The following is an 11,994-nucleotide window of genomic DNA, read 5'->3' on the forward strand; positions in this document are numbered from 1 at the left end:
ATTTTGTTGAGGAGTATTTTTATTGGAGTCACTTTCGTAATCGGTATTGCTTCATTTTTCAAAAGTAAGCAGAAAGTTGATTTCCACTCCAGGATGCTCGCTTTCCGCGGGGCTGGCGGTGAGCCTCCTCGGCTACGCCTCCGGGGTCTCACCTGTCCAGCAATTCCCGCAGGAGTCGAGCATCCTTCCGCTCCAATCAACTTACGGAGCATGTATCCTTACACAGAAATTAAATAAGAACAAGAAGGTTAGCAAACAACCTGATTAATATTCAAAAAGATTTTTCAAATCACCAAAAAATAAAATATCGCTAAAAACTTCACTTTTTGTAGAGTGAAAACTCAAATACAAACCTTTTAGGAATGACGCTTGTAATAGCAAAGAGTGGAATGAAGCGGAAGGCATTTGACTCCTGCGGGAAATAGCGAAAAGCGGAGGCGGCTTGCTCAGCCCCGACAAGCATAAGATGAATGGGCCGGGAAGGCGTTTTTTGCCTTCTTGGACCATTTAGCTTATGACCTCGAGGGGCTAGCCGCCGGAGCTGGACAAGGGTAGGACACCACTTGAAGCCCGAGGAGGCTCAACTTCCTCCCCGCGCGAGTCTTGTGCCTGCAACGGAAAGGAACGGTCCACCATTCATAATCAGATCATTTCTCAAAGATTATTTGTTTTTTTCATCAATGTAAAATTGTCCGTTTTGGAAGCTGCAGAAGGAGATTTCCTGGACGTTTTTGAATCCGCGTTCTCTCAGTTCTTTCCGTAACCAGAAGGACGTTTTTCCGATCATATCGAGATGGGTGGTTTGGACTTGTCCATCGAGGATCAGGGGCAGTGTCAGGGAATGCGGAGTCTTTTTGTCTTTCTGGAGGACAGATAGTTTTCCCGATGGCTCTAATATTGCAAATTCGACATCTGCCAAATTGAAAATATCCTTTTCCCTTAATTGAAGAAGCAGATCATCATAATTGTAGCGTTGTTTCTTCATGGCTTCGTCGTCGATTTTTCCGTTATGGATAATGACGGTAGGTTTTCCGTCCAATAATTCCCGAAAAGATTTAGATCTGAGAGAAAACCATGCAAACAGGATCTGGACGAGGACGATGACCCCCATGGGCAGCACTGTATGAATGATGGGATCCTCCGGTTCTTCGATGGCCATGACCGCCATCTCTGCAATCATCATGAATACGACCAGATCCAGAATGCTCAGTTCCCCGATCTCTCTCTTCCCCATGATTCTAAAAATGAAAATGATCATTACGTAAAGAAAAAGAGTGCGTAAAATGATGATAAAATATTCCTCCACTACTTTTCCCTCCCATACACATGTCATTATGTAGTATCGACAGAAGGAGAAAATAAATCGGAGGAATTTTTATCCACCCATGAATGGGCAGATGTATTTAAAATATACGGATATGGTGGCCTCAACGGATACATGGTCAGAGCCCCTCTTTTCCAGGAAGATCCATACTAGTCTACGAGGCTTGACCACATAAAATTTCTAGTCTTTTTTACCATTGCGATGAATATGCTTGTACTAATACGGAATAAAATTATCGATTTAGAAGGGAGAGGACCGTCATCGAAGCGAAAAAAATGGGTGGTGCCGTCCTTTACGGCACGACCACCATATTTGTCATAGCGATTGCCGCAAGTTTATTATTCTCACTGTTGCTCCGGTTTACCGATCTTGCTGAAAACTCCATTACATTGTTTGTCACGATCATTTCATTTCTTTCTTTGTTTGTTGGTGGATTTATGTCAGGTGGAAAAGGAAAGACCAAAGGCTGGGTGCTTGGAGGTTCTACAGGACTCATTTACACCCTCGTCATTTTCTTATTTCAATACCTGGGATACGATAGCCTGTTTTCAATGGAACAGCTTATCTATCACGGGTGTTATATCCTGACGGCCATGATGGGGGGAATCCTTGGTGTAAACATGAGTGGCGGTCCGAGGGAAGGATAATCCATCCCCATAATAAAAAAGGGTCCCTCTTCCACGTGCCTTGGCACATGGAGAGAAACCCTTTTTTTATTATACCTGCTCGGCTCTGATGACTTCCCTGATCGCATTACGATCATATGTAAGACGGCTGCCGTCACCACACAGGATGACTACTTTACCTTCTTCGATAGCATCGATTGATCCGTGTAAACCGCCAATCGTGATAATTCTATCACCCTTCGCAAGCTCATTTTGCATTTTAGAGACTGCTTTTTGACGCTTTTGCTGAGGACGGATCAGTAAAAAGTAAAACAGAACGAACATTAATATCAAAGGTAGTATTGTTCCTAAACTTCCTCCCATTCTTTTTCCCCTCCTTTCAATGATTTATTTATTGCATGCTTTTTTAGAAGTTTTTCGCATCAGGACGGTTGAAGCCGTACTGCTCGAAAAATTCTTCCCTAAAGTCACCTAGACGATCTTCACGAATCGCTTGTCTGACTTGCTCCATCAATTTTAACAGAAAATGAAGATTATGATAAGTCGTAAGGCGAATTCCGAACGTTTCGTCACATTTGATCAAGTGACGGATATAGGCACGGCTATAATTTTTACACGTATAGCAGTCGCAATTCTCATCGATCGGTCTGAAATCCCTTGCATATTTTGCGTTTTTCACGACCAGACGGCCTTCACTTGTCATAAGCGTTCCGTTGCGGGCGATACGGGTCGGGAGGACACAATCGAACATATCGATTCCGCGAATCGAACCATCGATCAGTGAATCCGGAGATCCGACGCCCATCAGGTAACGGGGCTTATCCGTCGGAAGATGTGGCGTGGTGAAATCAAGCACTCGATTCATGACGTCCTTAGGCTCCCCGACAGAAAGTCCACCGACGGCATATCCAGGGAAATCCATGGATACCAGGTCACGGGCACTTTGCTTACGAAGCTCTTCGTATTCCCCACCTTGGACGATACCGAATAACCCTTGATCCTGCGGTCGCTCGTGGGCTTCCAGGCATCGCTCTGCCCAACGCGTGGTACGCTCCACTGAACTCTTCATATACTCGTATTCCGCAGGATACGGTGGACACTCATCGAATGCCATCATGATATCAGATCCCAATGCATTCTGTATCTCCATCGCTTTCTCCGGGCTTAGGAAGAGTTTATCCCCGTTCAGATGATGACGGAAATGGACTCCTTCTTCTTCAATCTGGCGGAGCTTACTCAAGCTGAACACTTGGAAGCCTCCTGAATCGGTCAGGATGGCGCGATCCCAGTTCATGAATTTATGAAGGCCACCTGCTTCCCTTATGATCTCATGACCTGGACGTAACCATAAATGATACGTATTACTAAGGATAATCCCGGATTCCATGGATTTCAGATCCTCCGGGGACATCGTTTTTACAGTAGCCATGGTTCCTACAGGCATGAAGGCAGGCGTTTCGAATGAACCGTGTGGCGTATGGACGCGGCCCAGTCTGGCACCGGTTTGTTTGCATGTTTTAATGTGTTCATATCTTATTGCAGTCAACTTGGGAATTCTCCTTCCAATTTCCATTGGGTTTTACAATCAGTCATCATTTAATCAACATCGCATCTCCAAAACTGAAGAAGCGGTACTTCTCTTTAACGGCGGTTTCATAGGCATGCATCACGTTGTCCTGCCCCGCAAAGGCGCTGACCAGCATGATCAGGGTCGACTTAGGCAAGTGGAAGTTGGTGATCAGCCCATCAATCCCTTTAAACTCATAGCCTGGATAAATGAAGATATTCGTCCATCCATTCTCTTCAACGAACGTCCCATGTTTGGATGCAATGGTTTCAAGTGTGCGGGTGGAGGTAGTTCCCACCGTTATGATCTTGCCTCCATTTGCTCTTACCTCATTCAAGAGGCGGGCGGTCCCTTCCGATACCTGATAGAATTCGGCATGCATATCATGATCTTCTATCGTCTCGACGGAAACCGGCCTGAACGTACCCAGTCCCACATGAAGGGTGATGAAAGCGATGTGTACACCTTTTTCCTTCAGCTCCTCCAACAATTCTTCCGTAAAGTGGAGTCCTGCAGTCGGCGCAGCCGCTGAGCCCCTTTCCTTGGCAAACACCGTCTGGTAGCGGTCCTGTTCTTCCAATCGTTCACGGATATACGGCGGCAGCGGCATTTCACCCAATTCATCCAATACTTCGTAAAAAATCCCTTCATATCGGAATTCAAGGATCCTTCCACCGTGATCCTTCAAGTCAACACACGTTGCTTTTAATTTCCCGTCCCCGAATACAATCTCAGTTCCGACACGGATCCGTTTTGCCGGCTTCACAAGTGTCTCCCATTTGTCGCCGTCCTCCTGTTTCAGGAGGAGCACTTCAATATTGGCACCTGTATCTTCTTTTTGTCCAAAAAGACGTGCCGGCAGTACTCTTGTATCATTCAGGACGAGGCAATCCCCTTCCTGGAGGTACTCGGTGATCTGTTTGAACCGGATATGCTCCATGGAACCATCTTCTTTATCCAATACCATCAGCCTGCTCTCGGAACGGTTCTCAAGAGGCGTCTGGGCAATCAATTCTTCTGGTAAATGAAAATCAAAATCTTCTACTTTCACAGTTCGTCACCTGGCTTATGTAAATCTCACTCATGAATCCTATTTAAATCTCCCGATGAAATAAAAGACAACGGAAAGTATAACACTTATCAGAATAGAAGTCATAAGTGGAAAATAAAATGTCGCATTTTCTTTTTTGATGATGATGTCACCCGGCAGTTTCCCTATTTTGATGAATTGCATAAGGAAGCCGATCACAAGGATGATCGCGCCGATGATCATGACTAATTTAGGCAGACCTGTCAATTGTCCGGCACCTCCAGTTGGAAATGGTCATACACAAGATGAGTGACGATCCTCCCTCTCGGCGTCCGCTGGATGAATCCAATCTGCAAAAGGTACGGTTCGTACACATCTTCAATCGTATGGGACTCCTCCCCGATGCTTGCTGCGATCGTATCGAGTCCCACAGGTCCTCCCCTGAAGCGCTCGATGATCCCTCTAAGAAGCTTATGGTCGATATGATCGAGACCGAGTTTATCGACCTGAAGAAGTTCAAGGGCTTCCCGTGACATGGTGGTGGTAATATCCCCATTCCCCTTCACCTGGGCGAAATCCCTTACCCTCCTGAGCAGCCGATTGGCGATACGCGGGGTCCCTCTTGATCTCCGCGCCAATTCTTCAGAAGCCTTCGCTTCGATCTTCGTGTTCAAAATCGCCGCTGTCCGCTGAACAATTTCATTCAACTGCTCTTCATTATAATATTCCAACCTGCATAAAACACCAAATCGATCTCGAAGGGGAGCCGATAAGGCACCGGCACGGGTTGTCGCCCCCACCAGCGTAAAAGGGGGAAGATCCAAACGGACAGACCGTGCACTTGGACCATTCCCGATGACAATATCCAAACAGAAATCTTCCATTGCAGGATACAGAACCTCTTCGATCGCCCGGGGCAGCCGGTGGATCTCATCGATGAACAACACATCACCCGGCTCGAGTGCCGTGAGGACGGCGGCCAGGTCTCCCGGTCTCTCGATTGCCGGTCCTGAGGTCGTGCGCATGTTCACTCCCATCTCATTGGCAATGACGGCGGCCAGGGTCGTTTTCCCTAATCCCGGCGGCCCGTAAAGAAGGACATGGTCCAATGTCTCCTGTCTCATCTTTGCCGCTTCGATGAAAACCTCAAGATTATGTTTGACCTTATCTTGCCCAATATATTGTTTTATTGTCTGAGGACGCAAGGAATATTCAAAGGAATCTTCATTTAATTCCGATTCTCCTGATACGATTCTGTCTTCCATTTAGACTTCCTCCTTTCATAGCAGTCCTTATTTCAAGAGAAGTTGAAGGGCTTTCCTGATGATTTCGTCTGACGAATGCCCTTCCCCTTTCAGTTTAGGGGTGATTTTCTTGATTTCGCGTTCAGAGTAGCCCAGGGCTTTAAGGGCAAGGATGGCTTCATCAAATGCCTCATCCTTTCCATGGGATACTTCCGCCTCTTCATGATCCGAGAACAGGCTTGGGAAATAATCAGGCACAACATCCTGCAGCTTCCCTTTTAAATCCAGGATCATCTGACGGGCCGTCTTCTTCCCTACACCAGGGAACTTCGTCAGGAAGCTTTCATTCTCTTCCTCAATGGCCGTGATCACCTGCTGAGGGGCACCTGAAGCCAAAATCGCCAGGGCTCCCTTTGGTCCGATCCCCGACACATTTAATAGTTTCATAAAGAGGAGCTTCTCTTCAATGGCAAGAAACCCGTAAAGGGCGATAAGATCTTCCCTGACATGCTGATATGTAAAAATCTGAATCTCTTGATTTTGATATTTTGAATACACAAATGGATTCGCCGTATACAACTGATACCCGATTCCATTATTCTCCACTACAACATACTCGGGACCCACTTGACTGACCGTCCCTTTTATATATTCATACATTTCATTCTCTCCCCATTTGGTACAACTTCCTGTTTATTCTTCCGTCTCTCATTCCTGATCAAAAAGACATATAAAATCTATTGTATCATATCACTATTTGATGGGATGGGAAAGGGAGACGAAAGAGAAACACCTGTTCTTATTTTATCAAAGAATGCGGGGATTGGGCAGAGGAAACTGAAAATAAAAAACCAGTGGCATATGCACTGGTTCTTCGCTGTTATTTAGGGACAGAATAGGGTTTGTATTGTTCGAGTACCTCTTCATACTCCTGTTTCGACTTAATGGGGATCCCTTTGACGAGATCATCGTGACGCTTACTCTCAAGCTTCCCTAAATCGATCTGGAAGAAGGACTGAATGATTTCCGCCTGTCCGGGTCTGCCGTTAAAGATGGACAGTACACCCTTATCCGATATACCGAAGTAGCCATTGGTCTTGAGAAGGGGAGAAATATCATCCATCTTCTTCTGGAACACGATTTGTTCTTCCGTCATATCCATCAGCTGCCAGTCTTCATACGCAGCCCAGAAGTCTTCCATGCTCCAAATCGTTTCCTGCACGATTTCCTCACTCACTTCCCCGTCCAGATACACGCGTTCCAATAGTACCGTGACCGTATGGGCGGACGCAACCTCAGCAGGGGTTTCGTTCAGCATCTCCAGGGAACTGCCGTCTGCAGCCTGTTTTTCCTCTGTATAAAAAAACGTGAAATAAAACGCACCGATCAACAACATCACCATAAACACGATTCGAACCTTCATCGTCATCGTGATCACCTCGAACTTGATTTATGTAATACTCTATCCACTAGTCTTACCAAAGCCTGTTTAGAATATCCAATCTGCCCCAAACTTTTTAGGGACGGACCTCCCCCGCAAAAAAAAGACTACCCAAGAGCGTTCACTCTTTAAGTAGTCCATCCTTGTTATCGGTTGATGCGGTCCTTCACCGACCGGAACATATCGTGCATGTCGAAGTTGAGAGCGTCCCTTGGACCACCGTCGCGTAAATCATTATCAATGTTTCTTACCCGGCTGAAGGTTCCCTCATCGGTCACCACTGAAACCGTTCTTCCGTTCAGATAAGGCTGCACGGCTTCTTTTACACGTGCTTTCGTTTCCTCGATCTTACTATGGTCATCAAGCTCAATGGCTATGAGGACGTCGGAACCATAGGCGACGGCACGAACGTCACTGACGTTCTCCACCTTCCCCGTCACGTCGCCTATCTTCTCGGCCAGATCTCCTTCATATGCTGTATAATAGGATCTTCTTGCAGATCGGGTATTATCATCGAGATGACCATGATAATTCGCATCCCCGTGGCTCGCACGGGCATCCCTTGCCAAGAAGTTCTGGTCATAATCTGCAAGCGGCCGGGACGGGTTCTTCGGATTTCCATTCTCATCCCTCACCTGGAGGAACTGGCGTTTCTTTTGACGGATATCCTGCCCTTCTTTTCCGGCAGAGTGATCATACATTTCAGTCAGAGGTCCGTCCCTCTCATCCCGGTTGTCCCCGCCATGTCCCTCGTTGGAGTAGAAGCCGAGTGGCTCGTAGGAGTCTGAATAACGATCTTGAGCTTTTTCTTCTCCGCTGTTACATGCAGCAAGACCCAGGGTCATGACGGCTGTTAATGGTACCATGAATAATCGTTTATTCAAGTTACGTTTCCCCCTTCAACCCAATACTTGAGCATTCTTTCTGCTCACCATTAGGTTGTGAAAGGAGATTCTTTTTCATTCGGGTCAATGTTTGGAGACATCCCCTGCAATTGGGTATTGATCCTTTTCACTTCTCCATGGAGTTCTTGATTAAATTGCATCCGCTGGGAGAACTGCTGAATCGTCAAGTTCGTTAAATAACCCCATACACGCTGTTTATACGATTGATCTTCCCTGATGAATCGGTTCCACTCCCTGAATACATCGGATGGATACATCAATCCGATGTGAAAGATGAGATGATCACGATAAGGATGGAAAGGTTCCATTTCTTTGATATCACTGAGTGACCAATTTAAATAGGGCAAGATCCGATTGCAGTACTGCAGGTCGTCCGTTATTTCCGTGGAGAGTGACATAAGATCAAAATCGATCAAATAGACAAGCCCATCCTTTCCCCTTAAGAAATTATGATGCGCCACATCTCCATGGGTGATGCAGTCCCCATATTCATGAATGCCGACCGATTTCAATTCTTTTAGTGCCCATTTCCCCCACTCTAAATACGTATATAAGTAATATGGCTGAATGAATGCCTGCAGATAGGGGAGATTATATTGAAACTGCATCAGCCGTTTTTTCCATTTCTTCAGCCAGTGATAATGAGGAATCTCTTCTGTCCATGAACCATGGATCGTTTTTGAAACAGCATGAAACTTTTTCAAAACGTGCAATGCATCATCCCTGTCAACCGCCTGATCGTAATGAATGGCCCTCGAAGTTTCCAGCCACATCGTAATACCGATGGGGGATCCTTCAAATAATAAAAGCTCCCGTTCATGAATGGGATGAAACGGCAGGACATGATAAAACTTTTCCCTTAATAGGGTTGAAATCAGACGTTCCTGAAGCAGGAACTTCAATTGACTGGGAAACCGTTTGACGAACCATTTACTCCCATGGCTTTTCAGCACCCATTTCCCTTCTTTAATCATTTTCAGCGATGCCCCGGGATCCTTTAATTTATATTGCAAAAAAGAAAGGAGACGATGTGAATAATCGTCCCCTCGTGCATGCATCTTATCCCTCAAAATCATCGTCATTGAAATTCGGCATGCTAAATGCTCTTGGACCAAACATTCCCGGTGATCCCATTTGCATACCCTGGCCCTGAGGTCCCATTGGCATCCCCTGAGGACCCATCGGCATTCCCATTCCCTGACCTTGAGGTCCCATCGGCATTCCTTGAGGGCCCATCGCCATTCCTTGACCAGGCATTCCCTGACCCATCATTCCCGGACCGTAGCCGTATGGCTGTTGCATTCCTTGAGGCATCTGCTGCGGCATCATCGGTTGATGCATCATTTGACCTGACTGCGGTCCACCACATCCGCAATCCCACTGGTCACTTGCTCCCATCACATTGGATGGCTGACCCATAGGCGTTTGATACTGTGCTCCCATCACATTGGACGGTTGGCCCATCGGCATTTGATATCCGCCCATGGAAGGCGACTCTTCCGCCATCGCTCCCTGTACCTGGCCTCCAGGTCCCATCGGATACCCGCCCGGCATGCCGCCTTGGAATCCAGGTCCCGGCATGACTGGGGAGACAGGATAGCAGTTCTGTGGATACGGCATATACGGAGCCTGTTGCTGCGGCATTTGAACAGAAGGGTAGTTCTCTTCTGATGCACCCATTACTCCAGACGGCTGACCCATCGGCTGCTGCATCGGCATTTGCATTGGTTGCTGCATATGCATCGGCATCTGCATTGGCTGCTGCATCGGCATTTGTCCCTGTGGCATATACGGCATTACAGAGGACGACTCTTCATCATACCCCATTTGCGGCATCATCGGCATGTTCTGCATTCCTGGCATCGATTGAGCTCCTTGACCCATTGGCATTCCCTGACCCATCGGCATCCCATAACCTGCTCCTGGATGCATTCCATGTGGCGGACAGAATCCTGATCCTGGCATGACCGGGGATACAGGTACGCAATTATTCGGGTTATAATACATAGGCTGGGTGTTCCCTCCTTGTGGTTGTGATGGCATTTGTAAGCTTTCCTCTTCTTGAACACCTTTTACGGCTTCCTGCTTTGGTTTTGGCATCGGCTTTGGCTGTTCTTTTGCTTTAGGGAGTACGTTGGTAGGTTTAGGCGGTGATTTAGGTTTTGGCATTGGTTTAGCCTGTTGCTTCGGCTGCTGTACTTGCATGTTTGCCATATTCATCATGTAATAGTTGTTAATATCGATTTCCGGTACGACTGGTTTCGGCATTTTTGGTGCAAAAGGCTTTTGTACTTCTTTCGGCATTTCTTTCTTTGGTTCTTCGACCGGCATGGCCATAGGCTTCTGCTCTTTGAATGGATGCTCTGCTTTAGGCATCTCCTTCATCGGCATCTCTTTGGATCCGTATTTGATTTGTGTCTCTTTCTTTACGGTTCCGCCTGTAGTCGGCACTTTTATCTTCATGCCGGGCATGATCATATCGGGATTTGAAAGCTGGGCATTCATCTGTTTTAATTCTTCGAAATTCACGCCATACTTCTTGGCGATCTTCCAAAGAGTATCCCCTTTTTGAACGATATGGATTTTCACTCTTTTTCCCTCCTCAGGCATAAGTCTATATATCCTATGACAAGATAGGCAAATTGCTAATCATCTACATAAAAACTTATGAGATATGAAAAAAAAATATACCGTATCCTAAGAGAGGGACGGTATATTTCAGCTTGTTCATTTTTATATAGAGATTCATCAAGCACGTGCCAGCATGCGCTCTAAAGCGAAGATCGCATTCTTCGAGACATCCGCATCCACCTTGATGATATTTTCAGGATTTTGTTCCATTATTTTTTCCAATGACCAAAGGAGATGTGGTAAATCGATCCTGTTCATCGTCAAGCAGGGGCACATATATGGATTAAGGGAAACGATCTGTTTATCCGGATGGTCTTTGATCAGCCGCTTCACAAGATTCATCTCAGTCCCGATAGCAAAGGCAGATCCGGAAGGTGATTCTTCAATCGTTTCTATAATGTATTTTGTACTGCCATTCAAATCGGAATTCTCCACTACTTCCCTGCGGCATTCAGGATGAACGATGATTTTCATATCAGGATGATTTTCACGGATATCCGCGATATTTTTCACAGTGAAATTTTCATGCACCGAGCAATGTCCCTTCCAAAGGATCACTTTCACTTCTTCCATGTCGCCATCATAGTCCAATTCGTTTTGAATGGGATCCCAAACGGCCATCTCACTTAAGGAAACACCAAGATCAGCCGCCGTATTACGTCCTAAATGCTGATCAGGCAAGAAAAGGATGCGCTGTTTCTCTCCAAGTGCCCATTCCACCATTCTGTGGGCATTGGAAGATGTAACCGTGGCCCCCCCATTCTTTCCGACAAAGCTTTTGATGGCTGCAGTCGAATTCACATAGGTAAGGGGGATGATACTGTCACCGAACATCTCCATAAGCTTCCCCCATGCCTTTTCCGTCTGATAAATATCTGCCATATCTGCCATGGAACATCCGGCCCGCATGTCCGGCAAGATGACCACCTGATGATCCTCCGTCAGGATATCTGCGGTTTCAGCCATGAAATGGACCCCGCAAAACACAATGAACTCCGCCTCTTTATTCTCAGCCGACAGTTGGGCCAGCTGCAGGGAGTCACCAACGGCGTCGGCAAATTGGATCACTTCGTCTTTTTGATAATGATGCCCGGGAATGAAAAGCTTCTTTCCCAACTGCCGCTTGATTTCCCTCACTCTATTTTCCATCTCTTCCGTCGAGAGGCTGGTGAGTGATTCAGGCAGGACGTTCGTTTCTTTCGTTAATTCATCGAGTAATCCCATGT

The 11,994-nt window shown here is 46.4% G+C and carries 13 protein-coding genes; 1 reads left to right on the forward strand and 12 read right to left on the reverse strand.

The window, feature by feature from the left end:
• Positions 1-661 precede the first annotated feature (661 nt).
• Entirely contained in the window at positions 662-1,306 is a 645-nt protein-coding gene (locus tag V8G47_RS07960) for a DUF421 domain-containing protein (RefSeq protein ID WP_336199645.1), read from the reverse strand.
• A gap of 293 nt (positions 1,307-1,599) precedes the next feature.
• On the opposite strand from V8G47_RS07960, the gene V8G47_RS07965 reads away from it, so the two are divergent.
• Positions 1,600-1,971 (forward strand): TIGR04086 family membrane protein, encoded by a 372-nt coding sequence (locus V8G47_RS07965; RefSeq protein WP_336199646.1) that lies wholly within the window; start codon positions 1,600-1,602, stop codon positions 1,969-1,971.
• 69 nt (positions 1,972-2,040) lie between these two features.
• Here V8G47_RS07965 and yajC read toward each other — a convergent pair whose 3' ends face one another.
• From yajC to nadA, 11 genes are all read right to left on the reverse strand, one after another.
• Positions 2,041-2,313: a preprotein translocase subunit YajC gene (gene yajC, locus V8G47_RS07970; protein WP_279724368.1), complete on the reverse strand. Its 273-nt coding sequence runs from the start codon at positions 2,311-2,313 to the stop codon at positions 2,041-2,043.
• A 43-nt stretch (positions 2,314-2,356) separates the two neighbouring features.
• Complete coding sequence (gene tgt, locus V8G47_RS07975) at positions 2,357-3,496, reverse strand: tRNA guanosine(34) transglycosylase Tgt (protein WP_336199647.1); 1,140 nt, start codon at positions 3,494-3,496, stop codon at positions 2,357-2,359.
• A gap of 46 nt (positions 3,497-3,542) precedes the next feature.
• A complete protein-coding gene (gene queA / locus V8G47_RS07980) occupies positions 3,543-4,568 on the reverse strand; it encodes a tRNA preQ1(34) S-adenosylmethionine ribosyltransferase-isomerase QueA (RefSeq protein WP_336199648.1) in 1,026 nt (341 codons plus the stop codon).
• A 39-nt stretch (positions 4,569-4,607) separates the two neighbouring features.
• Positions 4,608-4,814, reverse strand: coding sequence for a DUF2905 domain-containing protein (locus V8G47_RS07985; protein ID WP_079531786.1), 207 nt, complete (start codon positions 4,812-4,814; stop codon positions 4,608-4,610).
• Positions 4,811-5,812, reverse strand: a complete 1,002-nt coding sequence (gene ruvB / locus V8G47_RS07990) for a Holliday junction branch migration DNA helicase RuvB (RefSeq protein ID WP_336199649.1) — start codon at positions 5,810-5,812, stop codon at positions 4,811-4,813. Before ruvB ends, V8G47_RS07985 begins: the two co-directional genes overlap by 4 nt.
• 27 nt (positions 5,813-5,839) lie before the next feature.
• The gene (ruvA, locus tag V8G47_RS07995) at positions 5,840-6,451 is read right to left on the reverse strand and encodes a Holliday junction branch migration protein RuvA (RefSeq protein WP_034757251.1); all 612 of its coding nucleotides are present in this window, start codon (positions 6,449-6,451) and stop codon (positions 5,840-5,842) included.
• Between the two features lie 220 nt (positions 6,452-6,671).
• Entirely contained in the window at positions 6,672-7,220 is a 549-nt protein-coding gene (locus V8G47_RS08000) for an intercompartmental signaling factor BofC (protein ID WP_336199650.1), read from the reverse strand.
• A gap of 158 nt (positions 7,221-7,378) precedes the next feature.
• Positions 7,379-8,116, reverse strand: coding sequence for a YhcN/YlaJ family sporulation lipoprotein (locus tag V8G47_RS08005; RefSeq protein WP_336199651.1), 738 nt, complete (start codon positions 8,114-8,116; stop codon positions 7,379-7,381).
• Positions 8,117-8,166: 50 nt separating this feature from the next.
• Positions 8,167-9,219 carry a phosphotransferase gene (locus V8G47_RS08010; protein WP_336199652.1) on the reverse strand — a complete coding sequence of 351 codons (1,053 nt, stop codon included), beginning with the start codon at positions 9,217-9,219 and terminating at the stop codon, positions 8,167-8,169.
• Positions 9,197-10,726, reverse strand: a complete 1,530-nt coding sequence (safA, locus tag V8G47_RS08015; RefSeq protein WP_336199653.1) for a SafA/ExsA family spore coat assembly protein — start codon at positions 10,724-10,726, stop codon at positions 9,197-9,199. Before safA ends, V8G47_RS08010 begins: the two co-directional genes overlap by 23 nt.
• 159 nt (positions 10,727-10,885) lie before the next feature.
• Positions 10,886-11,992: a quinolinate synthase NadA gene (gene nadA, locus V8G47_RS08020; protein ID WP_336199654.1), complete on the reverse strand. Its 1,107-nt coding sequence runs from the start codon at positions 11,990-11,992 to the stop codon at positions 10,886-10,888.
• Between the last annotated feature and the right edge of the window lie 2 nt (positions 11,993-11,994).

This window comes from Rossellomorea sp. LJF3, assembly GCF_037046045.1.
In the GTDB taxonomy this organism is placed as follows: Bacteria; Bacillota; Bacilli; order Bacillales; family Bacillaceae_B; genus Rossellomorea.